Genomic DNA, 24,084 nt, shown 5'->3' with positions numbered 1-24,084 from the left:
TTGCGATCAGCGGGCATTGAGCCAGGCGGAGAACAGGCGCGTGACCCGTGGCATGAAAACGTAGACCACCAGCAACACGATGGTGAGGGTGATCAGTATGTTGGCCGGGACGAAACCACCCAGCGCCGGCACCCATGCGAACAGGGGTTTCCAGAGCTGCGGCACCAGCATCACCAGCGGCAGGATCACCAGGTAGGAGACCGCCGCCTGCTTCCAGCGCGGCGGTTGCCGCTGGTCGCCTTGCCCGGGGGTGAACCAGAACTCGTGGTCGCTGTGCAGTTCCTGCTGGTCGCCGTCGGTCAGCAGCGGCGTAGCGCGGCCGATCAGCTCGCGGCGCTTCGCGGAGTCCAGCCAGACCTGCAGTTCGTTGGCGCTGGCGAAACGCAGCACGGAGGTGAAGTCGTCGCCCTGGTGCATCACATCCACGCCCAGGTGTCCGGGAAACTCGCTGGCGGCGTGGGTCAGCTCACGCAGGATGGCTTCGTACTCCGCCGCACGGCCGGGCTTGGCCCGGTGGCGGATGATCAGCGTCACGGACTCTCGACTCACGGGCACGTTCATGCTTCTCCCTCCTGGGGTGGCCTCCCCCGCTAAAGCGAGGGAGGGCTGGGTGCAATAGGCCGATCAGTGGCCTTCGCTGGCGTTGAACATGGTCTTGGCGTAGATCAGGCCCAGGCCGTAGGCGCCGCCGTGCTCGATGGAGGTCTTCACGGTCTGGTCGTAGGTTTCGCCACGGGCCCAGTCGCGTTGCAGTTCGAGCAGGTATTGCAGCGACGTCATCGGGCGCGCGCCCAGCTGGATCATGCGTTGCAGGGCCATTTCATGCGCTTCGGTGGACACGTCGCCACAGGCATCGGCGATCACGTACACCTCGAAGCCCTGGTCGATGGCCGACAGCGCCGGGCCGACGATGCACACCGAAGTCCAGAGGCCCGCGAGGACGATCTTCTGCTTGCCGAACTTGTTGACCTCCACCGCGATACGCGGGTCTTCCCAAGTATTCATACTGGTACGGTCGATGACGTTGTGCTCGGGGAAGACCGATTTGATCTCGCCGAAGATCGGGCCGGAGAAGCTCTTCTCGGCAACGGTGGTGAGGATGGTGGAAACGTCGAATTCCTTGGCGGCCTTGGCCACCAGGGCGGCGTTGTTGCGCAGGGTCACTGCGTCGATGGACTTGGTCGCGAAGGACATTTGCGACTGGTGGTCGATCATGATCAGGGTGTGGTCGGCCGGGTTCAGCAGGGTCTTGCCCGGAGCAGCTTTGGCGATAGCGGTCATGATGTTTTCCTTCTGCGTTGCGTGAGTGGGTAGGTCTTGGTGGTGATCCAGGTCCGGTGGTTTCGAGGGTGGTGCCGAACCGTGGAAACATCTTTGCCGATCACTCGAAAGCGCGGAACAGACAGGGTTGCAGGGGGACTTTGCAGTTTTGCAAGCCCCTCTCCAGGCCGCGCCACGACTGGGCAGTACGGCAGAGAAGCAGCAGAGGAGATGCGACTGACGCCGCCTGACCATGACCCCGAAGCGCACCGAGGCTGGCTACGAAGCCGCGATTGCCGGGCAGCCGGGCACTCCGGACGTGCCCACGGAGCTCGAAATACGCGCGGAGCATCGACGTACAACCGCGAACGGTTGTACGTCCTACGATGAGGCCCTACTCCCCGCGCTGCCGCTTGCGGTGTTCCGCCACCTTATGCCGGTTGCCGCACGCCGCCATGCTGCACCAGCGCCGGCGGTGCGACTTGGTGCGGTCGTAGAACCACAGCACGCAATCGGGATGCTCGCACTTGCGTACCAGGTTGAAGTCCCCTTCAGCCAGCAGCGTGGCGGCGAGTTCCGACAGGGGCGCGAGCAGTTGTTCCGGCGATGCGTGTTCGCCGACCCGTTCCAGGCGCGGCGCCTCGGCGCCTTCCCAGACCAGCCGTGGATGGCTGGCCGCCTGCAGCAGGAAACGGTTGAGCGCCGAAGGGTCGCCGCGCAGCCCGCCTTTGCGCTTGAGCACCAATTCACGCACCGCCTCGCGCAAGGTTCGGGCGGCGTCCAGCAACGCGCCCTTGGCGAATCGGCCGGCGCCATCACGCCGCAGTTCCATGCGTTCGAGCCAGGCCAGTACGTCGGCGTCGGACTGCCAGAAATCCACCAACTGCCCGTCCACCACCGCCACGGTGTTGATCATGTCCAGCGCGGGGTGATCGGCGATCACGAAGGGTTCGAGGGTCGGTGCGCTCATGACGGCGGCCTCCTGACGGGAATGCGCTCATCGTAACCCTTCATATCCATTTAGCAAGTTACATCACCTCAAGGCGACCGTTCGTCCGCCCAATAATGTAACCCTTATAAATTTGTTTGACAGGTTACAAAAGCGAGTCCAGATTTGCCCTCGAAGTAACCCATAAACAACTTTTAACCAGTTACAAAAGGACCTCGACATGAACGCTATCGCCCACACCGACACCGCCATCCATTACCGCTTCGCCGACGCCGACGGCGTCCGCGTGTTCTACCGCGAGGCCGGCCAGCCGGGCTCGCCCGTGCTCCTGCTGCTGCACGGTTTCCCCAGTTCGTCGCACCAGTTCCGCAACCTGATTCCGCTGCTGGCGGAACGCTTCCATGTCATCGCCCCCGACCTGCCCGGCTTCGGCTTCACCGAAGTGCCGGCCGAACGCAACTACCGCTACAGCTTCGCCAACCTCGCCCTCACCCTCGGCGCCTTCGTCGAGGTGCTGGGTCTTGAGCGCTACGCCCTGTACGTCTTCGACTACGGCGCACCCACCGGCCTGCGACTCGCGCTGGCGCACCCGGAGCGGGTCACCGCGCTGATCTCGCAGAATGGCAATGCCTACCTGGAAGGCCTGGGCGATGTCTGGGCGCCGATCCGCACCTACTGGGCCGATCCGTCCGCCGCCAACCGCCAGGTGGTGCACGACGCCCTGCTGACCCGCGAAGGTGTTCGCCTGCACTACGTCGAAGGCGCGTCGGACCCGAGCCTGATCGCCCCCGAGACCTACACCCTCGACGCCCTGCTGATCGAGCGTCCGGGCAACAAGGACATCCAGCTCGACCTGTTCTACGACTACCAGGACAACCTGAAGCTCTACTCCGACTTCCAGGCGTTCTTCCGCGCCACCCGGCTGCCGTCGCTGATCATCTGGGGCAAGCACGACCCGATCTTCATCCCGCCGGGCGCCGAAGCCTTCGCCCGCGACAACCCCAACGCGGTGATCGAGCTGCTGGACACCGGCCACTTCGCCCTGGAAACCCACGTCGACCACATCGCCAAGCGCATCCATGAGGTGATCGGCAGCGCCCTGAGCTAGGCGCCCTGCCCTTCAGGCGACCAACCGCCACGCCGCCCGGCACGCCACGGATGCCGGCGCGGCGTTTGGCCGGTACAATGCGCGATTGCCCGTACCACACCTGATAAGCACGCCTGATAAAGAAGAAACCATGTCCCTGCCCAAACACCATCTGGAACTGCTCAGCCCTGCCCGCGATGTGTCCATCGCCCGCGAGGCCATCCTGCATGGCGCCGACGCCGTCTACATCGGCGGCCCGAGCTTCGGCGCGCGGCACAATGCCTGCAACGAGGTGAGCGATATCGCCCAGCTGGTGGAGTTCGCCCATCGCTACCACGCGCGGGTGTTCACCACGATCAACACCATCCTCCACGACAACGAGCTGGAGCCGGCGCGCGCGCTGATCCACCAGCTCTACGACGCCGGTGTCGATGCGCTGATCGTGCAGGACATGGGCATCATGGAGCTGGACATCCCGCCGATCGAGCTGCACGCCAGCACCCAGACCGACATCCGCACCCTGGAACGGGCGAAGTTCCTCGATCAGGCCGGCTTCTCCCAGCTGGTGCTGGCCCGTGAGCTGAACTTGCAGGAAATCCGCGCCATCGCCGACGAGACCGATGCCGCCATCGAGTTCTTCATCCACGGCGCGCTGTGCGTGGCCTTCTCCGGCCAGTGCAACATCTCCCATGCCCAGACCGGCCGCAGCGCCAACCGCGGCGACTGCTCCCAGGCCTGCCGCCTGCCCTACACCCTGAAGGATGACCAGGGCCGCGTGGTGGCCTTCGAGAAGCACCTGCTGTCGATGAAGGACAACAACCAGAGCGCCAACCTCAGCGCCCTGGTGGACGCCGGCGTGCGCTCCTTCAAGATCGAAGGGCGCTACAAGGACATGGGCTACGTGAAGAACATCACCGCCTATTACCGCCAGCGCCTGGACGGCATCCTCGCCGAACGCCCGGACCTGGCCCGCGCCTCCAGCGGCCGCACCGACCACTTCTTCGTACCGGACCCGGACAAGACCTTCCACCGCGGCAGCACCGACTACTTCGTCAGCGAACGCAAGATCGACATCGGCGCCTTCGACTCGCCAACCTTCACCGGCCTGCCGGTGGGCACCGTGGAGAAAGTCGGCAAGCGCGATCTGCTGGTGGTGACCAAGGACCCGCTGTCCAATGGCGACGGCCTCAACGTGCTGGTGAAGCGCGAAGTGGTCGGCTTCCGCGCCAACATCGCCGAACCTAAAGGCGAGTTCGAGGAAGACGGCGAGAAGCGCTACCGCTACCGCGTCGAGCCGAACGAGATGCCGGAAGGCCTCTACCGCCTGCGCCCGAACCACCCGCTGTCGCGCAACCTCGACCACAACTGGCAGCAGGCGCTGCTCAAGACCTCCGCCGAGCGTCGCGTCGGCCTGTCGTGGGTCGCCAGGCTGCGCGAGGAACGCCTGGAACTGACCGCCACCAGCGAGGAAGGCGTCACCGCCAGCGTCGTCCTGGACGGCCCGTTCGGCGCGGCCAACAAGCCGGAGCAGGCGCTGGAGCAGTTGCACGACCTGCTCGGCCAGCTGGGCACCACCCAGTACCACGCCGACAGCATCGAGCTGGACGCCCCGCAGGCGTTCTTCATCCCCAACTCCCAGCTCAAGGCCCTGCGCCGCGAGGCCATCGACGCGCTCACCGAAGCCCGCGTGCAGGCCCACCCCCGCGGTGGCCGCAAAGCCGAGACCAACCCGCCGCCGGTCTACCCGGAGTCGCACCTGTCATTCCTGTACAACGTGTACAACGAGAAGGCCCGCGCGTTCTACCACCGCCACGGCGTGCAGCTGATCGACGCCGCCTACGAGGCCCACGAAGAGACGGGCGAAGTGCCGGTGATGATCACCAAGCACTGCCTGCGCTTCTCCTTCAACCTGTGCCCGAAACAGGCCAAGGGCGTCACCGGCGTGCGCACCAAGGTGCAGCCGATGCAGCTGATCCACGGCGACGAAGTGCTGACCCTGAAGTTCGACTGCAAGCCGTGCGAGATGCATGTGATCGGCAAGATCAAGGGCCACATCCTCGGCCTGCCGCAGCCGGGCAGCGAAGGCGTGAGCAACATCGTCGGGCAGATCAGCCCGGAAGACCTGCTCAAGACCATTCGCAAGCCGGCGCATTAAGTCCGCCGGTCACTCACCCTGTAGGAGCGAGCTTGCTCGCGAACCGCCCTGCGCCGGAGCCGCCGGGAAATTCGTTCGCGAGCAAGCTCGCTCCTACAACAAGCCCCGATCCCCCGCTATGATCGGGAACATGACCTCCACGCCCCCGCTCCGCCAGCAATGCCCGCCCGGTGCCTGCGACTGCCACCGCGAGCGGCTGCTGGAGAATCCCAGCGCGGACCTGCGCATCCTGCTGCTGACCCGGCACGAGGAGCAGCGCCTGCTGGAGCGTCTGGAAAACCTCAAGGACCTGGCCGACCTGCAGCGCATGCAGCACAAGCTTTTCGAGCAGCTCGGCATCCGCCTGCACATTGCCCCAGGCTTCAATGAAGTGAGGACCGTGCGCGGCATCGAATTCGACTTCGACGACCAGCCCGGCCTCTGCCGCAAGACCCGCCAGGCCATCCCGGCTGCGATCCGCCGGAGCATGGAGAAAAATCCGGAAATCGCCTGGCGCCTGCTGGATTCCCACGACCTGTTGGGCGGGCTATAGCACCCTCCGCGCTGATCGCGGGCGTGGCCCGATCCTACAAACCACCCGTGAGCGTAGGAGCGGACTCCGTCCGCGATTGGCCCCAGTCCACGCCGATGCGACGAATAGCTGCCAATGCGCTGCCGTAGGAGCGGCGCCTCTGCGCGATCCGGCCATGAGGTTGCCTGGAAGCAATCGCGGACGGAGTCCGCTCCTACACCGACCGCATTGCCCCGCCCAGCTCCACGCTGCCGCGCTGCTCCAGCTCCCCGGCAGCCCCCAGCCGATCCCGGTCCTCCTTGTTCTGGCTGAGCTTGGACTTGCCGACGATCTCGCTGATCTCCACCTCGATGCCGACGATGTTCGCCAGCATTCCACTGATGAACTCCGGCGTGGAATCGCTCATTTTCCACGGCCGCTCCTCGCCCGCCTCGTGGGTACGGGTCAGGCGCCCGACCACGCCGCGCACGAAACGCTCTTCGTCCATCACCTTCAGGCGGCCGCGCACATGCACCACCTGGTAGTTCCAGGTCGGCACCTGGCGATGCGCCTCGTGCTTGCTCGGGTACCAGTTGGGCGAGACGTAGGCGTGGTCACCGCGGAAGATCACCAGCACCTCTTCGCCATCGGCCTCCTGCCATACCGGGTTGTTGCGCGCGACATGGGCACGCAGCAGGGGCCTGTCGCCGTCCGGCAGCAGTTCGAAAGGCAGGTGGTTGGCGTCCAGCACGCCGGCATGAGCGGTCACCAGAATGCCCAGCGGATGCTCGCGGATCAGCCGGTGCAGCTCATCAGGGCGGTTTTCCTCAAAGTGTGCGGGTACGTACATGCTGGCCTCGAAATCAGGGGATGGCGCCATCATGCCGATGCATTGGCACCGCATAAAGATCCATTAGCGGCACAGGTGAAAGATCCAATCCAGCCCCGCGCTCGCCCCGCTGTATACCAACCTGCTGGACGGCGCTCGAACCGCCCCCTACTCTAGCCACTGGCCAGCATTCGCCAGGACGGCAGACACAGGCTCCCCCCGATGACCCTACCCGAGTTTTCCGCCGAGCCTTCCCGGCAGTCCCAGGGCAAGATGCCGCCCAGCCTGCGCGTCGCCTACAAGGCCTATGTCATCCGGCATTACCGGCGCTTCCTGCTGGCGATCAACTTCATCGCCATGGCGGCCTACGATTCCTACGTGCTGGCCGACGCCCTGCTGATCCCAGACATGGCAAAGGAATCGCTGCTGCTGCGCACCGGCCTGAGCCTTATCGGCCTGCTCAACATCTTCCTGGTGTTCCGCTTCAGCCGCAGCGTTCTGCTGATGGACCTGCTGATGCCGGTGCACGACATCATCTCCACCCTCGCCTGGTTCGAACTGCTCAAGCGCAGCGCCTCGCCCGACGTGCCCTTCTTCCTCTATGCCTCGGTGGTGTTCATCCTCCTCGGCAACCTCGGGGTGCGCTATTCGTTCAGGGGCATTGCCCTGATCTCGGCGATCATCTCGACGATCATTCTCTATAACGTCTGGCTGATCCATGACGGCGCGACCAAGCCCGTGCTGATCTTCACCCTGGTCTACCTGCCGGTGGCGCTGTTCAGCCTGTTCATCAGCTGGACCAATATCCGCGGCGTGCGCGAGGCCTTCCTCGCCGACCAGGAGGAGCGCCGCCAGCGCGCCGAACTGGCCTCGCTCAACCTGCGTCTTCAGGAGCTGGCCAGCACCGACGCGCTGACCGGCGTCGGCAACCGCCGCGCCCTGGACGCCCAGCTCAAGACCAGCTGGGACGGCATGCGCGCCCACGGCCGGCCCTTCGCCCTGCTGCTGGTGGATATCGACTACTTCAAACCCTACAACGACCACTACGGCCACCAGAGCGGCGACCGCTGCCTGTGCAGGGTCGCCGAATCCCTGGTCGGCAGCCTGCGCGGCGGCCGCGCCAGCGTCTATCGTTATGGCGGCGAGGAGTTCGTCGTACTGCTTGAAACCGGCAGCGTCGACGATCTGCGCCGTGTGGCCGAACGCCTGCGCGAGCAGGTGGCCAGCCTGAACATCGAACACCAGCACCGACCCGACGACCTGCGCTACCTCACCATCAGCCTCGGGGCGGCGCTGGCCAGCGAAGAGGGCCTGAATGAACCGCTCGACCTGCTTGCGCGGTGCGACCAGCACCTTTACTGCGCCAAGCAGGACGGGCGCAACCGCGTGCAACTCAGCGGCCCGTCGACGGTTTGACCTGCGCAACGTAACCCGGCGCGCCCAGCCGGCGTCTCTCTGCCGGGTGGCAGACGCCACCGCTACTGACTCAATGAGGCCCGATTGAAACGCGACATCCGCCTTGCCGTACTCCTGCTGACGGTCATCAGCCTGACCGTGGCAATGGCCACCGCCTGGGAGCTGTGGGCCGCCCGCGAACGCACCCTCGCCAAGGCCTACACCCACAACCTCAACCTGACCCAGGCGCTGGACACCTACGTCGAAGGCATCATCACCCAGAGCTCCATGCTGCTCCTGGGCCTGGCCGAGCGCCTGGAAACCGATGGCACCACCCCCGCTCAACTGGAGCGTCTGCGCCACCTGGCTCAGCGCCAGCAATCGCTGCTCAATCAGCTCGATGGCATCGTCATCTACGACGCCAACGGCAACTGGCTGATGGTCTCCAATGGCAATGTTCCAGCCGGTGCTACCAGCGCCGACCGCTCCTTCTTCATTCACCATCGCGACAACCCGTCGACCGACGCCTACATCGGCGAACCGATCCGCAGCCGCTCCAGCGGCAAGTGGGTGATCACCGTCAGCCGCCGCTACAACCATCCCGACGGCCGCTTCGCCGGCGTCATCTCCGCCACCCTGGGCGTGGAGAACTTCCTCCAGCTGTTCGGCAAGATCGACATCGGCCAGCACGGCGCCATCGGCGTCACCACCAGCAACGGCCAGGTGCTGGTGCGCTACCCGTTCCGCCAGGCCGACATGGGCCGCGTGCTGTCGCGCTCGCCGATCTTCACCGGCTACCTCGACCACGCCATGGTCGGCACCGCCTCCTTCAACTCCTCGCTGGACGGCATCGAGCGCATCTACGCCTTCCGCAAGAATGAGCGCTACCCGCTGGTGACCGCGGTCGCCCTGGGCAAGGACGAAGCCCTGGCCTCCTGGCGCGCCGATGCCATGCGCACGGTGGCCATCGCGGTCGGCCTGCTGTTGGTGATCGTCATCATCGGCATCCTGATGATCCTCGCGATCCAGCGCCGCATCCGCACCGAAGGCCTGCTGGTGGCCGCCCGCGAAGAACTGCTCAAGGCCAACCACCAGCTCGAAGTGCTGGCCTCGCGCGACCCGCTCACGGGCCTGCAGAACCGCCGCAGCTTCGACGACCGCCTCACCGCCGAACTGCGCCGCGCCTACCGCGAGCAGAGCCCGCTGAGCCTGCTGCTGATCGACGTCGACTATTTCAAGCGCTTCAACGACACCTACGGCCACCCCGCCGGCGACGACTGCCTGCGCAACATCGGCCAACTGCTGGCCGACAGCGTGCGGCGCCCCGGCGACCTGGCGGCGCGCTATGGCGGCGAAGAGCTTGCGGTAATCCTGCCCAACACCGACAACGCCGGGGCGCAGGCCGTGGCCGAGCAGTTCCTGCAGCACCTCTGGCAGAGCAACCTGACCCACGTAGGCAGCCCGTTCGGCCGGGTAACCGCCAGCATCGGCATCGCCACTCTCCCGGCAGGTTCGGACGCCCCCGCCGCTGCCCTGATCGGCACCGCCGACCAGGCCCTGTACCGCGCCAAGGGTGCTGGCCGCAACCGACTGGACAACGCGTCCAGCCTTTCTGGAAGCGCGCCATGACCTTCGAACCCGCCCTGCTCGAAGCCCTGCGCGATGCCTGTCATGTCGTGGTCTTCACCGGTGCCGGGGTTTCCGCCGAAAGCGGCATCCCCACCTTCCGCGACCGGCTCACCGGCCTCTGGGCGCGCTTCGAGCCGTCCCGGCTGGCCACTGCCGACGCCTTCCGCGCCGACCCGTCGCTGGTCTGGGGCTGGTACCAGTGGCGCCGCAGCCTCGTACACCGCGCCCGGCCCAATCCCGCTCACCTGGCTATCGCCGCGCTGGCCGGCAAGGTGCCGAAGCTCACGCTGATCACCCAGAACGTCGACGATCTCCACGAGCGCGCCGGCAGCCACGACGTCATCCACCTCCACGGCCAGCTCGAACGCCCACGCTGCTTCACCTGCCAGCGCGAGCCGGACGAGCCACTGCCGATCCCGGACGAGCCCGAAGCCGGCCGCCACGTCACCCCGCCCGCCTGCGCCCATTGCGGCGCTCCGCTGCGCCCCGGCGTGGTGTGGTTCGGCGAAGGCCTGCCGATGAATGCCATGCACCAGGCCTTCGCCGCCGCGGAGGACTGTGACCTGCTGATCTCGATCGGCACCTCCGGCGTGGTCTACCCGGCAGCGGAAATCCCCCATGTCGCCTGGCGCGCCGGCGCCACGCTGCTGCACATCAACCCGACGCCGGGACCGCTGCACGGCGAACGCGACTTCGCCCTCGCCAGCGCGGCGGGTGTGGCCTTGCCGGCGCTGGTCGAGGCCGCATTCGCCGAGCACTGATCCAGTTCGTAGGGCGCATAACCCGGAACGGGTTATCCGCCGCCATATGTCGGATAACGCCAGAGGCGTTATGCGCCCTACGCCCTGGACAGGTTCACAGGAAGCGCCAGCATCACCCTGTAGGAGCGGGCCATGCCCGCGATCCGCCGGCGAGGCCGGTGTTAGGGTCGTTTGCGCATCTGCACTCGCTCCTACAAATAGCAACAGGCGGCTGGGCTCACACCGCCGGCATCTGCAGGGTCACGCAGTGAATACACCCTCCCCCGGCCGCGATCGGGTCGATATCCAGCTGCACGATCTCCCGATCCGGATACAGCTCCCCTAGTAGCGCATGGCAGTGCTCATCGGCTTCCGCATCGCCGAAGCGCGGCGCAATCACCCCGCCATTCACCGGCAGGTAGTTGATGTAGCCGGCGGCGAAGTCCGGATTGTCGCGGTTGTACTGGCTGGGCTTGGGATGGCGCGGCGGCGGCAGGCCGTGCAGGCGTAGCGGGCGCCCCTCGGCATCGGTCGCGGTCTTGAGGATTTCCAGGTGCCGGCGCGTCACCGCGTAGTCGTAGGATTGCGGGTCGTTGTCCAGGTTGACCACCACCACGCCCGGCTCGACGAAGCGCGCGTAGAAATCCACATGGGCATCGGTGATGTCCTTGCCGCGAATGCCCGGCAGCCAGATGACCTTGCTCAGCCCCAGGCGCTGCTTCAGTTCAGCCTCGATGCGCGGGCGCGTCCAGCCGGGATTGCGGTTGTCGTTGACCCAGCAGCTCTCGGTGAAGATGGCCGTACCCTGGCCATCCACCTCGATGCCGCCACCCTCGCCGCACAGCCTGCTGATGAAAGCCTGGGCTTCCAGGTCCTCGGCCAGGGCCGCCGCCGCTTCGCCATCATGCCCGGCCTGCTGCTTGCCGCCCCAACCGTTGAAATTGAAATCGGCCTGGGCCAGGCCACCGGCGTCGTTCACCAGGAAGCAGCCGCCGTAGTCACGGACCCAGATGTCATCCAGCGGCAGCGCCAGGAAGTCAATATTGGGCCCGGCACAGGCGCGCCTGGCCTCGGCCAGCTGCTCCGGCCGGCAAAGCACTGTCACCGGCTGGAACTCGGCGATGGTGCGGGCCAGCCGCACCATCGTCGCGTTCACCGCACCCGCCCAGTCCTTCCAGATCTCGGGCGACGCCGCGTAGGCGACGAACACCCGTTCCTGCCGACGGTGCTCGTCCGGCATGTACCAGCGCTCCGTCCCCAGCGCTACGCGGCCAAGGCCCAGCCCGAGCCCCGCCGCCAGCGTCATGCCGGCGCCGAGCAGGTTCCTGCGGGTCATCATGCTGCCTCCTCAGCTACCGGTTCCAGTGCCCGTCTTGAAACTTGTCCAGGTACGCATCCGCGCACGCATGTCGCGCTGCGGAATGTCCTTGCCGGGGAACAGCCGTGCGTAGGCGCTCTCATCAAGATAGATGTCCGGATTGTTGCGCATGCTCGCATCCACCATCGGCCGCGCCTTGGCGTTGGAGGTCGGGTAGCCGGTGGCGTTGCTGATCGCCGCCATCACCTCCGGACGCATCAGGTAGTTGATCAGCGCGTAGGCGTACTCCGGGTGCGGCGCGTCGGCGGGGATCGCCATGGTGTCCATCCACACCGAGGTGCCTTCGCGCGGCACGCGGTATTCGAAACGCTCCTTCTTGCCCGCCTCGTCGGCGGCGCGCTGCGACTGGATCACGTCGCCGCTGTAGCCCAGCGACAGGCACAGGTCGCCGTTGACCAGTTGGGTGACCGGCTGCGACTGGAACTTGCGGATATACGGACGGATGCCATTGAGCACCGCCAGGGCATCGGCCAGGTCCTCCGGCTTGCCGCTGCGCGGGTCACGCTTGAGGTAGTTGAGCACCACTGCGAGCACTTCGTCCGGCGAGTCGATCAGCGAGATGCCGCAGTCGGCGAAGCGCTTGGCCAGCTCCGGCTTGAACAGCAGGTCGAGGCTGTTTACCGGCGCGTCGCTCATACGCTGGTCGATCTTCGCGCGATTGAAGGTCAGGCCGATGCTGCCCCAGGTGTAGGGCACCACGGCATGCCGCGAATAGGGATAGCGGGTCTGCAGGGCCTGCAGCCCCGGCTCGATCTCCTGCAAGTGCTCCAGCTTGCTCGTGTCGAGCTTCTGCAGCGCGCCGGCGCGCATCAGCCGCTCGGCCACGGTGTCGCCGGGGAAGACCAGGTCGTACCCGCTGTGCCCGGCCATCATCTTGGCTTCCAGCGTCTCGCTGCCATCCATCACGTCGTAGATCACCCGGATGCCCGTTTCGCGGGTGAAGCCGTCGAGGGTGTCGGGGGCGAAGTAATCCGCCCAGTTGAACAGGCGCAGGACCTTCTCCTCCTCCGCCGCCGCAGGTTGCAGGGCGCAGACCAGGGACAGGCCCAGCGCGCCGATCAGCATCGATTTCATGGTCAGACTCCCTGGCTTTGCCAGCGTGAGTGAAGATGTTGGCCGTCGAGACCGAGCAAGCGGCCGTACATTTCCGGGCGGCGATCACGGAACACGCCCCAGGTCAGGCGCTCTTCGCGGGCCAGGTGCAGGTCCAGCTCGCGCACCAGCACGGTCGCCTCGTTGCGCCCGGCTTCCGCCAGCAGCGCCCCCTTGTGGTCGGTGATGAAGGACGAGCCGTAGAAACGCATACGCAGGCGCTCGTCACCGGGCGCGATTTCCTCGCCGATGCGATTGGCCGCCAGCACCGGCAGCAGGTTGGCGGCGGCGTGGCCGCGCTGGGCGGTCTGCCAGTGGTCGCGGGAATCCATGTGCGCCGCGCCCGGCTCGGAACCGATGGCGGTGGGGAACAAAAGGATTTCCGCGCCTTGCAGCGCCAGGCAGCGAGCGGTTTCGGGGAACCACTGGTCCCAGCAGATGCCCACGCCGATGCGGCCGACGGCGGTATCCCAGACGCGGAAGCCGGTATCGCCGGGGCTGAAGTATTCCTTCTCCTGGTAGCCGATGGCGTTGGGGATGTGCGTCTTGCGGTACACCCCGAGCAGGCGGCCATCGGCATCGGCCACGGTCAGCGAGTTGAAGTAGGCGTTGCTGGCGCGCTCGAACCAGCTCAGCGGCAGCACCACGTTCAGCTCCGCCGCGAGGCGGGCGAAGCGTTGCAGCAGCGGGCTGTCGTCATAGGACTGAGCCAGCGCCAGATGGGCGTGGTCCTGCTCGATGCAGAAGTACGGCGTGGCGAACAGCTCGGGCAGCAGGATCAGCCGGGCCTCGGCCGCGGCCGCCGCGCGCACGTGGCGCTCGGCTTCGTCGAGGTTGCGCGGCAGGTCCCAGCTGCAGGAAAACTGCAGCACCGCAACGGTCAGCTTGCTCATCACAGACCTCCCAGCGGCCAGGCCGGCTGCTGCTGGGTGATGCAATGCACCCCGCCGCCACCGTGGGCCAGATGGTTGATACGCACCGGTACTACCTCGCGGCCGGGGAAGGCGCGAGCCAGCACGGCAGCGGCCTCGTCGTCGGCGGCGATACCGTAGGCCGGCATGATCACCGCGCCGTTGGCCAGGTAGAAGTTGGTGTAGGAGGCGCAGAAGACTTCCGCGTCCGGGTCCACCGCCGCGCTGGCCTCGAACAGCTCGATCAGCTCGAAGGAACGGCCCTTGGCATCGGTGGCCAACTCCAGCGCGCGACGATTCTCGCGGGCGACTTCGGCATAGGTGCTCGAAGTATCGCGAGTCGCATCCACCAGCAGCACGCCGGGACGTGCAAAGGCGCAGACGCCATCGACGTGGCCGTCGGTCATGTCACCGGTAACGTACTGCGGGTCGCCCGGCAGCCAGATGGTCTTGGTCACGCCCAGCAGGCGGGCGAAGATTTCCTCCATCTCGTGCTTGCTCACGCCGGGGTTACGGTTGGGATTGAGCAGCACCGACTCGGTGGTGATCAGCGTGCCCTCGCCGTCCACGTGGATAGCACCGCCCTCGTTGGCCAGCGGCGTGCCGAAGCAGTCCAGCCCGAGGTGATTGAGCACGCGCCGGCCCAGCCCCTCGTCCAGGGTATGCACCGATTTGCCGCCCCAGGCATTGAAGCGCCAGCTCACCCCGGCCACGCCGTGTTGCGGATGGCAGACGAAGGTCGGCCCGGAGTCGCGGCACCAGCTGTCATCGATGGGCAGCACGACCAGTTCCACATTCGGACCGCACAACGCGTCGGCACGGGCCACGGCGGACGGGTCTACCACCAGCTTCACCGGCTCGAAACGGGCGATGGCGTTGGCCACCCGGATGAAGTCTTCCTGCACCTGCTCCAGGGTCACGCCCCAGCCGCCCTCCCAGAGCGGACGGTTATGCGGGAACGCCATCCAGGTCGCCGCGTGAGGTACCCATTCGGCAGGCATGCGCCAGCCGTTCTGCCTATCGTTGAGATGCATACACAAAGCCTTTGGTTAGGAATTTTTATCGAAGGAAAAGGGTTCAGCGGCGCCTGAAACCATCCTAGGCCTGTGAAACAGCGACAACAAACGATAGATTTTGTGCAAATCTGATCAGCAGAACTTATCGATCATGCTCAAACACTGGCCTCCCCTGAACACCCTGCGCGGCTTCGAAGCCGCAGCCCGGCTGGGCAGCTTCCACAAGGCGGCGGAGGAACTGCACCTCACCCAGTCCGCCATCAGCCAGCAGATCCGCAGCCTGGAAAGCTTCGTCGAGCAGCCGCTGTTCTATCGCAGTGGCCGCAAGGTGGCCCTCACCGACGCCGGCTTCGACCTGCTCAGCACCACCCAGTCGTTGCTGCAGCAACTGGCAGTCGGCATCCGCCGCCTGGACCAGTACCGCAAACCCAACCAACTGGTGGTCAACACCACCCCGGCCTTCGCCCGCCACTGGCTGGTGCCGCGCCTGGGCGATTTCCACGCACGCCATCCGCAGATCGACCTGTGGCTGCTGACCACCAGCGAAACCCCGGACATGGCCACCCAGACCATCGACATTGCGGTGCGCGACGACCTCACCGCCCAGGCCGAATGCCGCTTCCGCATCCTCCTGGAAGACCGCCTCTACCCCGCCTGCCATCCGCGCCTGCTCGACCAGCCGGCGGACACGCGCACCACCCTGCACGGCGAACGGGAAATGGACTGGGCGCACTGGCAACTGCAAGGCGGCGCCGATATCGGCCAGCGCAGCGCGGGGCTGAACTTCTCCGATCCGGGGCTGCTGCTGGATGCGGCCGGCCAGGGCCTGGGGATTGCCCTGGTGAGCCGCTTGCTGGCCGGCGATGCGCGGGAGAGCGGCCTGCTGACGCCGCTATGCGAGCAGACCGTGCGCGGGCCGAACTGGTCGCTGCTGGTGCACCAGCAGAGCGAGCGGACGACACAGGCTGGGCAGTTCTGCGAGTGGCTGGAGAGGGTGTTGGGGTTGGCCTGATTTTTGAGCGGACCGAGAGCCCCTCACCCCAGCCCTCTCCCAAAGGGAGAGGGAGCAATCCGCGCCGGCTGACGCCACTACCTCATCTTGCACCGTACGGTCCCCTCTCCCTCCGGGAGAGGGTTAGGGTGAGGGCGTACCCCGCTCCCAAACGATCAGACCGTCCCCGCCCTCAACCGCGACCGACCCATCTCCCTTCCCTGGAAACACCGGCTCGCCACCGATACGCCGAACAACCTCCTCAGCCTCGACGCTCCTCGCAATTCTCCCTTGACCTCAAGTTCACTTGAACTCGTAGGGTTACACCAAGCCCGCTCCGAGCACACCGGACGCGCCCTTCCCCTTGCGTGAACTCACGGAGAAACCATGAAGACCCTCGCCATCCTCTACCACAGCGCCAGTGGCCGCACCGAGCGGATCGCCCAGACCATCGCCAGCGGCGCCAGCCTGGTGCCCGGCTGCGACGTGCACCTGCTCAAGGCCCAGGACCTGATCGAGCGCCCGGACGCCCTGCTCGCCTACCACGGCCTGATCCTCGGCTGCCCCACCTACCTGGGCGGCGTCTCGGCACCGCTCAAAGCCCTGATGGACGCCACCGGCCCGCTCTGGCGCCAGCAGAAACTGCGCGGCCGCCTCGCCGCCGGCTTCACCGTCTCGGCGCTGCCGGCCGGCGACAAGCAGTCCACGCTGATCTCGCTGTTCACCTTCTGCATGCAGCACGGGATGCTCTGGGCCGGCAACCCAATCCTCCCCGAGCAGCACCTGGGCGTGCCCTACGACGAAGCCGCCAACCGACTCGGCTCCTGGACCGGACTGATGGCCCAGGCCGACAAGACCGCCCCGGACTTCGCTCCCGGCGACCTGAAGACCGCGCGCATGTTCGGCCAGCACTTCGCCGAAACCCTGCAGCGCCTGCACCAGCCGCACATGGAAACCGTGCTGGAGGCCCACGCATGATCGCCCGTCGCTACAGCCCGCTGCTATTCGCGCTGATCCTCTCCGGCGTGATGACCCTGCTGGTTTCCGGCCTCTCCACCTTCCGCGCCGTCGGCCTCGTCCCCGGCCTCACCCAGCTCTGGCTGGGCGCCTGGCTCAGCAGCTGGTGCATCGCCTTCCCGCTGGTGCTGGTCATCGCCCCGCTGACACGGCGGCTGGTCGAGCGACTGGTTCGGGCAGAGTCGTAGGATGACCTGAAGGCGCCGATGGATGAGCCGCCCCTGCTGTACCGTCCGGCCGTTGCTCACGTAGCATCGGCGAAAACTCGATGGAGCGACCGCACCTTGAAAATCATCCGTGGCAAGCAATTCACGGCGAGCCGTCCCTGGGGCGCGCTGGATATCGCCAACATGAACGGCATCACCACCCGCCTGCACTGGACCGACCAGCCGTACAAATGGCACGTCAACGACGGTGAGGAGGTGTTCGCGGTGCTCGACGGCCGGGTGGAGATGCATTACCGCGATGCGGAGGGCGAGCATCGGGTCATGCTGGAAACAGGGGATATCTTCTACGCCTCGATCGGCACCGAGCATGTGGCCCACCCGCAAGGCGAGGCGCGCATTCTGGTGATCGAGAGCGAGGGCAGTGTCTGACTGCCGCAGAAATGAAAAAGCCCCGCGAATGCGGGGCTTTTTCGACAAGTGGCGTCGATTAGACGGCGCGAACTTGCTCAGCCTGCGGGCCTTTCTGGCCGGCGGTCACGATGAAGCTGACCTTCTGGCCTTCGTCGAGGGACTTGTAGCCGTTGCCTTCGATTTGACGGAAGTGAACGAATACGTCCGGGCCGCTTTCCGGGGTGATGAAGCCGAAGCCCTTCTCAGCGTTGAACCACTTGACGGTGCCGTTTTGACGATCGGACATGATGTTGTCTCCAGATGTAGATTGCTAAGGGCCAGCCGAATTGCCGACCGGCCATGAGCTGAATGCGTAGTGAAGAGGTGCCGAGGAGATGGAACATCGTGTAGACAGAACATCAAGTCGCGGCGCTTTACCGGGCAGGCAGCGGGAGCAGAATACATGGGACGTAGGGAATTGGTAGTTTTTTTTCACGTCGGTGAGGGGAATTGACGGGCGGTCGAGGGTTCGGAGCGGGGGTCGAGTAGGCGCAAAGTCCCGATTTACGGGCCTTTCAGCCCGTCGGGCGGGTGAATTTTCGATTGTTCAATCGGAGCGGCTTGCCCCGTGCAAAACGCCGCTTTCGTCGGCGCGGACTCGGTCCGCGATGTTTTTCGTAGGGCGCATAACGCCTCAAGCGTTATCCGCCCTACGTAGAGCACGAGCATCGCGGACGGAGTCCGCTCCTACGGATACATGCGGCTCTTACGCAGGAGCGGACTCCGTCCGCGAGCAGCCTCGGTTCGCGAGCAAGCTCGCTCCTACGAAGAGCAACCCTGCCTCAATGCCCGAGGTAATGGTTCGACAACCAGTTCAACGCCCTCCCCGGCCGGGTCAGCGCATCGATGAAGCTCGGCCCCCAGAACCTGATGTCATTGGCCTGCAGCACCGCGTACATGTCGCGATGGCGCGCCCGGCGCTCGTTCAGCGGCATATGCAGGGCGGTGTTGATGGCATCGGCCAGGGCGTCGCGGTCGTGGGGGTTGATGATCAGCGCGCCGCCCAGTTCCGCGGCGGCGCCGGCGAACTGGGAGAGGATGAGCACGCCGGGGTCGTCCGGGTCCTGGGCGGCGACGAATTCCTTGGCCACCAGGTTCATGCCGTCACGCAGGGGCGTCACCAGGCCGATGCGGGCGTGGCGCATGACCATGGCGATGTCCTCGCGGCGATGGTTGCGCGCCACGTAGCGCAGCGGGACCCAGGACACGGCGCCGAAACGCCCGTTGATGTGCCCGACCCGCGCGCTGACGGCGGCGTCGATGTCGGCGTATTCGGGGATGTCCTGGCGGCTGCCGGGAGATATCTGCAGGCAGGTCACGCGGTTGCGCCACTCCGGGTAGCGCTCCAGGAAGCGCTCGTAGCCGTCCAGGCGGTTGACAATGCCCTTGGAGTAGTCGAGGCGGTCCACGCCGACCATCAGCGCGCGGCCGCCCAGGCTTTCGCGCAGGTCATCGGCGGCCGGGCTCTGCGAGGCGTCCTCGGCCAGCTTGCGGAAGCCGTCGGCGTCCACCCCCACCGGGAACACGCCGACGCGGAAGTGCTGGTCCTCCAGGTGGTAGCGACGGCCGTCGGGCGTGGCGGCGCCGACCACGCGGGTCAGGTAGCGGGCGAAGTTGCTGGCGTCGTTCTCGGTCTGGAAGCCGATCAGGTTGTATTCGGTGAGCGCGCGGATCAGCTCGGCATGGTGCGGCATCGCGGTGAGCAGGTCGGCCGGCGGCATGGGAATGTGCAGGAAGAAGCCGATGCGGTTGGCGTGGCCGCGGGCGCGCAGGGCCAGGGCGAGCGGGATGAGGTGGTAGTCGTGCACCCAGAGCACGTCGTCCGGCTCCAGCAGCGGGCTCAGGCGCTCGGCGAAGAATTCGTTGACCCGCCGGTAACCGCCGAAGTCCGCCTCGCTGAACTCGGCGAGGTCGACCCGGTAGTGCAGGATGGGCCAGAGCACGCGGTTGGCGAAGCCGTTGTAGTACTCGTCGAAGTCCTGCGGGTGCAGGTCGGTGAGGATGTAGGTGAGGTTGTTGCGTTCGAGGGTGGTGAGCGGGCCCGGCTCCTCGGCCACATGGCCGCTCCAGCCGAACCAGAGGCCCTCGTGCTCACGCATGGCGGCCTCGATGGCGACGGCGAGGCCGCCCGGCGCGGCCGGATGGTTTTCATCGGGCACCATCACCCGGTTGGAAATCACCACGAGGCGCGGCATAGACCTTCCTCCCAGCCGATGGAGAGGCGCATGGCCGAATTGATCAGCCCCGCCATGGAATAAGTCTGCGGGATGTTGCCCCAGAGCTCGCCGGTGTGCGGGTGCAAATCCTCGGATAACAGGCCGTAGCGGTTGCGCGCGGCGATCAGCTCCTCGAACAGGGCGCGGGCTTCGTCGCGGCGGCCGATGGCGGCGAGCGCGTCGAGGTACCAGAACTTGACCACCAGGAAGGCGGTTTCCGGTACGCCGAAGTCATCGGGTGCGGCGTAGCGCAATAGCTGGCCGTTGACGTTGAGTTCGCGGCCGATGCACTCGACGGTGGCGATGAAGCGCGGATCGTCGGCTTCGATGAGGCCCAGCTCGTTCATCAGCAGCACGCTGGCATCGAGGTCGTCATGGCCAAAGGCCCCGGTGAAGCATTGCTTCCGCTCGCTCCAGGCTTCGGCGAGGATGCGCTCGCGCAGGCGGGCGGCCTTCTCCATCCAGGCGGCGCCCTGCTCTGCCCGGCCAAGGCGGCGGGCGATGCGCCCGACGCGGTCGCAGGCGACCCAGCAGAGCAGCGCGGAATGAGTGTGGATGCGCTGGCGGCCACGGTATTCCCAGATGCCGGCGTCGGGCTCGAAGGCAGCGTGCACGGCCTTCTCGGCGAGGGATTCGAGCAGTTGCAACATGCCCTCGCTGCTGGGGCTGGGCAAGCGGTCGTCGACGAAACTCTGCAGCACCGCGAGCACCACCGAACCGAACACGTCGTGCTGGTTCTGCTCCACCGCCTGGTTGCCGACGCGCACCGGGGCATGGCCAAGGAAGCCGGCGAGGTCCGGCTCGTCGCGCTCGCGCAGGTCCAGGTCGGGGATGATGCCGTACAGCGGCTTGAGCTCGGCGTCGCCACTGGCCACGGTGGTGATGAAGTCGATGTAGCCCTCCATGGTGCGGGTGGCCCCCAGGCGATTGAGGGCGAGGATCACGAAGTAGGCGTCGCGCAGCCAGCAGTAGCGGTAGTCCCAGTTGCGCCGGGAACCGGGCGCCTCGGGAATCGAGGTGGTGGCGGCGGCGATGATCGCGCCGGTTTCCTCGAAGTTGCACAGTTTGAGGGTGATGGCCGAGCGGATCACCACCTGCTGCCACTCGAAGGAGATCGCCAGGCCCCGCACCCAGTCGTGCCAGTGGCCCTGGGTGCGCTTGAGGAACTCGCGCACGATGTCGCCGGGGGCGTTGTCCAGCGGCTCGTCCATGCCGATCACCATGCTCACCGGGTGGCGCAGGGCGAAGCGGGTTTCATTGAGCAGGTAGGACAGCGGCGCGTCGGTGGTCAGGCGGATCGGCTCGTCGCCGTCCAGGTAGCGGATGTGGCTGGAGCCCGCCACGCTGCGGCGCGGCTTGCCGTAGCCGTGGGTCGGGCGTATGCGCAGGGTGACGCTGGGGAGCCCTTCCAGCGGCTCGATCAGCCGGCACAGCTGGGCCGGACGGAACACCCGGCCGTACTGCAGGAAGCGCGGCGCGAAGTCGGTGATGCGCACCACCCCGCCGCGGTCGTCGCGCAGAATGGTGGTGATGATCGCGGTGTTGCGCTGGTACTCGGACGTATGGCTGACCTGGCCGTCGAGCAGCACGTCGGCGAAGCCCTTTTCCTCGTCACCGGCCAGCAGCCGGGAGAACGCCGGGTCGCCATCGAAGTTGGGGTAGCACCACCACACCAGCCGCCCCATCGGGTTGACCAGGGCGGCCACGCGGCAGTTGCCGATCAGACCCAGTTCCAGTGCTCCGTCGTGCCGTTCAGTCATCGATGGTTTCCTCCTGCCGCCGTTATGAGTGCGGTACGAACCGCCGCCGCGTCGGCGAAGACGGCACTCGCCCCCGGCAGCGTGCGCCCGACCGAGAGTCCCAGCCCTTGAAGGCTGGGCATCAGGGCCAGGGCGGGTTGGTCGGTGATGTCGTCGCCGACGAACAGTGGGCGACGCCCGGCGAAGGCCGGGGTGGTCATCAGGCGCTGGACCGCGCCGGCCTTGTCGACGCCCTCGGCGACGATCTCGTAGACCTGCTTGCCGGCCAGCAGGCACAAGCCGGCGCCTTCCGGTGCGATGAGCAGCGCCTGCAGGGCCACCCGCAGGGCCAGCGCGCTGTCGGGCGCGGCGCGGTAATGCAGGGCGAAGCTGCTGCCCTTGTCCTCGGCCAATACGCCGGCATGGGCGCAGGCGAGTGCGTTGAGCTGTACGCGCACGCAGGCGGACAGGTCCCTGGTGGTGCGGCGCAAGGGGCTCTCGCCGGTCTCGCGCCAGTGGGCGCCGTGACCGCCACTGGCGGGCAGGCGCAGGGGATGGAACAGCCGGTCGAGTTCATCGACCGGGCGGCCGCTGATCAGGGCCAGGGCACCGTCGAGACGCCGATGCAGCTCGCTGAGCGCATCGACCAGTCCGGGCGGGACGTACACCGCGCCGGGGGTTTCGGCGATGTCCAGAAGGGTTCCGTCGACATCCAGGAACACCGCGGTCTGCGCGCACTGGCCAAGCCAGAGTTGCAGCAACGCAGTGGCTGAGACCTCGCTGAGCGGGGCCATGGCCGTGTCGACAGGTCCTCGTTGCGGGGGACGTGACATGAGCCATTTCTCCGGTTGCAGCTCGTGCCGTTGCGCCTGCGAAGCCACAACGGACGGTTGAGGGAGTCTCTGGACCGTAACACGCGAGAAACAGGGGGTCGACCGGAAATGGCCCGGACGGTGCATGGCAGAAGGCCGCCCCAGGGCGGCCTTGAAGCTGCCCCGGCCCGCTTGGGCCGGGGCATTGGGGACGTATCAGAGGACCAGGTGACCGCTCCACAGACCGAGCAGGCCAGCCAGCGCCATGGCGATCACGGCGAGGCAGACGATCCATTCCACGGCGCTGAGTTTTTCCCGTTGCTCGCGTTTGCCGAGGATGAACAGCGGCAGGCCGATGGCCCAGACCACAGCGGCCAGCAGCACGTACTTCAGGCCCGCGCCATAGAGCATGAACAGCACGAAGCACACGGCGAAGGCGGACAGGGCCATTTCCCAATAGCGGCCATGGGCCTTGTCGCCTTCATAGCCACGGCCGATGCAGGCGCTCTTGAACGAGTACATCGACGACAGCAGGTAGGGGATCAGCGCCAGCGAGGTGGAGAACGACAGCAGCGCGAGGTAACCGGCATGGCTGAAGCCGGCCACCAGCATCATGGCCTGGGCGATGCCGGTGGTGAGCCACATGGCGTTGCGCGGTGCGCCGTTGGCATTGAGCCGGCCGAGCCAGGCGGTGGCGCTGTGGCCACGGCCGGAGAGCATCACCTCCTCGGCGCTGAGGGCGACCCAGGCGATCAGCGCGCCGACCACCGAGACGATCAGGCAGAGATTGATCAGCATGCCGCCCCAGGGGCCGACCATCGCGGCCATCAGCCCGGCCATCGACGGCTGGTGCAGCTGGGTGATCTGCGCGGCGGGCAGGATGCCCAGCGCCAGCACCGATGTCCCCACCAGCAGCAGCGAGACGATGATCGCACCGAGGGTGGAGGCCTTGGCCACGTCGGAGAGTTTGCGCGCACGGGTGGCGTAGATGGTCCCGGACTCCAGGCCGATCAGCGTCCACATGGCGGCCAGCAGCACCGTCTTGCTCTGTTCAAAGATCGAGGTGCCGTGGCTCTGGCCACGGAAGTCGGTCATGAACACGCGGCTGTCGAAGTGGTAGAGGGCCAGGCCGATGAACAGGACGATGGGTACGACCTTCGCCACGGTGGCGACGTTGTTCACCGTGGTGCTGGTTTTCACCCCGCGCAGCACCAGCGCGTTGATCACCCACAACAGTGCGGACGCAGCGAAGATCGCCGGCCAGGTGGTGCCGTCGCCGAAGTAGGAGAACACCCCGAAGGCACCCAGGGCACTGAAGATCACCACCAGGTAGGAGGCGTTGCCGATGGCATCGCCGGCGCCGTGGCCGTAGGCGCCGATGAAGCCGGCGATATGCCCGAAACCGGCCTTGGACCAGCCGTAGATGCCGTCATCGATGCTGGGCTGGCGCAGCGTGAGATTGCGGTAGACCGAGACCAGCGAAAGCATCCCGAAGGCCACGATGGCCCAGCCGCAGAGAATACCGAGGGCGCCGGCACCGCCCGTGAGCGTGGCGGGCAAGGCGAAGATGCCCGAGCCGATGGCGCTGCCGACGATCAGTGAAGTGAGGCCGAACAGTCCGACCTTGCCGTCGCCCGCGCCGCCTTCCACATGAGGTAGATGTTTCATGATTCGACTCCTTCCGAAACTGGCCCTGCCGGGTCGTTGATTCCGTTCTAATCCCGGGGGGAAGGCGTAGGGCTGATCTGAGGCAGGCGCCGG

Annotated in this window: 23 protein-coding genes; 10 read left to right on the top strand and 13 right to left on the bottom strand. The window is 66.4% G+C overall.

Going from position 1 to position 24,084, the window contains the following annotated elements; translation table 11 throughout:
- Positions 1–6: 6 nt before the first annotated feature.
- The 3 genes from ACQ5BL_RS04425 to ACQ5BL_RS04415 all read right to left on the bottom strand — a co-directional run bounded on the left by ACQ5BL_RS04425 (position 7) and on the right by ACQ5BL_RS04415 (position 2,230).
- On the bottom strand, positions 7–561 hold the full coding sequence (locus ACQ5BL_RS04425) for an antibiotic biosynthesis monooxygenase (protein ID WP_243804867.1): 555 nt from the start codon (positions 559–561) through the stop codon (positions 7–9).
- A 63-nt stretch (positions 562–624) separates the two neighbouring features.
- A complete protein-coding gene (locus tag ACQ5BL_RS04420) occupies positions 625–1,281 on the bottom strand; it encodes a hydrolase (RefSeq protein WP_207882975.1) in 657 nt (218 codons plus the stop codon).
- Between the two features lie 373 nt (positions 1,282–1,654).
- Positions 1,655–2,230 (bottom strand): CGNR zinc finger domain-containing protein, encoded by a 576-nt coding sequence (locus ACQ5BL_RS04415; protein WP_243804868.1) that lies wholly within the window; start codon positions 2,228–2,230, stop codon positions 1,655–1,657.
- Positions 2,231–2,429: 199 nt separating this feature from the next.
- On the opposite strand from ACQ5BL_RS04415, the gene ACQ5BL_RS04410 reads away from it, so the two are divergent.
- The 3 genes from ACQ5BL_RS04410 (at position 2,430) to ACQ5BL_RS04400 (ending at position 5,983) form a co-directional block, all read left to right on the top strand.
- Positions 2,430–3,317 carry an alpha/beta fold hydrolase gene (locus ACQ5BL_RS04410; protein ID WP_243804869.1) on the top strand — a complete coding sequence of 296 codons (888 nt, stop codon included), beginning with the start codon at positions 2,430–2,432 and terminating at the stop codon, positions 3,315–3,317.
- A gap of 130 nt (positions 3,318–3,447) precedes the next feature.
- On the top strand, positions 3,448–5,451 hold the full coding sequence (locus ACQ5BL_RS04405) for a peptidase U32 family protein (RefSeq protein WP_243804870.1): 2,004 nt from the start codon (positions 3,448–3,450) through the stop codon (positions 5,449–5,451).
- A 130-nt stretch (positions 5,452–5,581) separates the two neighbouring features.
- A complete protein-coding gene (locus ACQ5BL_RS04400) occupies positions 5,582–5,983 on the top strand; it encodes a hypothetical protein (RefSeq protein WP_243804871.1) in 402 nt (133 codons plus the stop codon).
- A 193-nt stretch (positions 5,984–6,176) separates the two neighbouring features.
- Here the strand turns inward: ACQ5BL_RS04400 and ACQ5BL_RS04395 are convergent, their stop codons facing one another.
- A complete protein-coding gene (locus ACQ5BL_RS04395; protein ID WP_243804872.1) occupies positions 6,177–6,791 on the bottom strand; it encodes an FMN-binding negative transcriptional regulator in 615 nt (204 codons plus the stop codon).
- A gap of 201 nt (positions 6,792–6,992) precedes the next feature.
- Between ACQ5BL_RS04395 and ACQ5BL_RS04390 the strand changes: the two genes are divergently transcribed.
- The 3 genes from ACQ5BL_RS04390 (at position 6,993) to ACQ5BL_RS04380 (ending at position 10,555) form a co-directional block, all read left to right on the top strand.
- Positions 6,993–8,186 (top strand): GGDEF domain-containing protein, encoded by a 1,194-nt coding sequence (locus ACQ5BL_RS04390; RefSeq protein ID WP_430292787.1) that lies wholly within the window; start codon positions 6,993–6,995, stop codon positions 8,184–8,186.
- 84 nt (positions 8,187–8,270) lie between these two features.
- Positions 8,271–9,794, top strand: coding sequence for a sensor domain-containing diguanylate cyclase (locus ACQ5BL_RS04385; RefSeq protein ID WP_243804874.1), 1,524 nt, complete (start codon positions 8,271–8,273; stop codon positions 9,792–9,794).
- Positions 9,791–10,555: an SIR2 family NAD-dependent protein deacylase gene (locus ACQ5BL_RS04380; protein ID WP_243804875.1), complete on the top strand. Its 765-nt coding sequence runs from the start codon at positions 9,791–9,793 to the stop codon at positions 10,553–10,555. Before ACQ5BL_RS04385 ends, ACQ5BL_RS04380 begins: the two co-directional genes overlap by 4 nt.
- 217 nt (positions 10,556–10,772) lie before the next feature.
- Here the strand turns inward: ACQ5BL_RS04380 and ACQ5BL_RS04375 are convergent, their stop codons facing one another.
- From ACQ5BL_RS04375 to ACQ5BL_RS04360, 4 genes are read right to left on the bottom strand one after another with little or no spacing between them, the layout of a single operon-like run.
- Positions 10,773–11,873: an agmatine deiminase family protein gene (locus ACQ5BL_RS04375; protein ID WP_243804876.1), complete on the bottom strand. Its 1,101-nt coding sequence runs from the start codon at positions 11,871–11,873 to the stop codon at positions 10,773–10,775.
- Positions 11,874–11,882: 9 nt separating this feature from the next.
- Entirely contained in the window at positions 11,883–12,986 is a 1,104-nt protein-coding gene (locus ACQ5BL_RS04370; protein WP_243804877.1) for an extracellular solute-binding protein, read from the bottom strand.
- A 2-nt stretch (positions 12,987–12,988) separates the two neighbouring features.
- Complete coding sequence (aguB, locus tag ACQ5BL_RS04365) at positions 12,989–13,897, bottom strand: N-carbamoylputrescine amidase (RefSeq protein ID WP_243804878.1); 909 nt, start codon at positions 13,895–13,897, stop codon at positions 12,989–12,991.
- Positions 13,897–14,949: an agmatine deiminase family protein gene (locus ACQ5BL_RS04360; RefSeq protein ID WP_243804879.1), complete on the bottom strand. Its 1,053-nt coding sequence runs from the start codon at positions 14,947–14,949 to the stop codon at positions 13,897–13,899. Before ACQ5BL_RS04360 ends, aguB begins: the two co-directional genes overlap by 1 nt.
- A gap of 133 nt (positions 14,950–15,082) precedes the next feature.
- On the opposite strand from ACQ5BL_RS04360, the gene ACQ5BL_RS04355 reads away from it, so the two are divergent.
- The 4 genes from ACQ5BL_RS04355 to ACQ5BL_RS04340 all read left to right on the top strand — a co-directional run bounded on the left by ACQ5BL_RS04355 (position 15,083) and on the right by ACQ5BL_RS04340 (position 17,535).
- A complete protein-coding gene (locus ACQ5BL_RS04355; RefSeq protein ID WP_243804880.1) occupies positions 15,083–15,943 on the top strand; it encodes a LysR substrate-binding domain-containing protein in 861 nt (286 codons plus the stop codon).
- Positions 15,944–16,309: 366 nt separating this feature from the next.
- Positions 16,310–16,900 carry a flavodoxin family protein gene (locus ACQ5BL_RS04350; protein WP_243804881.1) on the top strand — a complete coding sequence of 197 codons (591 nt, stop codon included), beginning with the start codon at positions 16,310–16,312 and terminating at the stop codon, positions 16,898–16,900.
- Positions 16,897–17,127, top strand: coding sequence for a DUF2798 domain-containing protein (locus tag ACQ5BL_RS04345; RefSeq protein ID WP_243804882.1), 231 nt, complete (start codon positions 16,897–16,899; stop codon positions 17,125–17,127). The genes ACQ5BL_RS04350 and ACQ5BL_RS04345 overlap by 4 nt, the downstream gene beginning before the upstream one ends.
- A gap of 96 nt (positions 17,128–17,223) precedes the next feature.
- Positions 17,224–17,535, top strand: a complete 312-nt coding sequence (locus tag ACQ5BL_RS04340) for a cupin domain-containing protein (RefSeq protein WP_243804883.1) — start codon at positions 17,224–17,226, stop codon at positions 17,533–17,535.
- A gap of 58 nt (positions 17,536–17,593) precedes the next feature.
- Here the strand turns inward: ACQ5BL_RS04340 and ACQ5BL_RS04335 are convergent, their stop codons facing one another.
- From ACQ5BL_RS04335 to ACQ5BL_RS04315, 5 genes are all read right to left on the bottom strand, one after another.
- Entirely contained in the window at positions 17,594–17,803 is a 210-nt protein-coding gene (locus ACQ5BL_RS04335) for a cold-shock protein (protein ID WP_015477564.1), read from the bottom strand.
- Positions 17,804–18,338: 535 nt separating this feature from the next.
- Complete coding sequence (otsA, locus tag ACQ5BL_RS04330) at positions 18,339–19,751, bottom strand: alpha,alpha-trehalose-phosphate synthase (UDP-forming) (RefSeq protein WP_207882952.1); 1,413 nt, start codon at positions 19,749–19,751, stop codon at positions 18,339–18,341.
- Positions 19,733–21,532 carry a glycoside hydrolase family 15 protein gene (locus ACQ5BL_RS04325; RefSeq protein ID WP_243804884.1) on the bottom strand — a complete coding sequence of 600 codons (1,800 nt, stop codon included), beginning with the start codon at positions 21,530–21,532 and terminating at the stop codon, positions 19,733–19,735. The genes otsA and ACQ5BL_RS04325 overlap by 19 nt, the downstream gene beginning before the upstream one ends.
- Positions 21,529–22,305: a trehalose-phosphatase gene (otsB, locus tag ACQ5BL_RS04320; RefSeq protein WP_207882949.1), complete on the bottom strand. Its 777-nt coding sequence runs from the start codon at positions 22,303–22,305 to the stop codon at positions 21,529–21,531. Before otsB ends, ACQ5BL_RS04325 begins: the two co-directional genes overlap by 4 nt.
- A 234-nt stretch (positions 22,306–22,539) precedes the next feature.
- Positions 22,540–23,991 carry an amino acid permease gene (locus ACQ5BL_RS04315; RefSeq protein WP_243804885.1) on the bottom strand — a complete coding sequence of 484 codons (1,452 nt, stop codon included), beginning with the start codon at positions 23,989–23,991 and terminating at the stop codon, positions 22,540–22,542.
- Positions 23,992–24,084 lie beyond the last annotated feature (93 nt).

The sequence above is a fragment of the Pseudomonas sp. B1-22 genome, assembly GCF_050474425.1.
Taxonomy (GTDB): Bacteria; Pseudomonadota; Gammaproteobacteria; order Pseudomonadales; family Pseudomonadaceae; genus Pseudomonas.
This window is presented reverse-complemented; position numbering and strand designations above follow the sequence as displayed.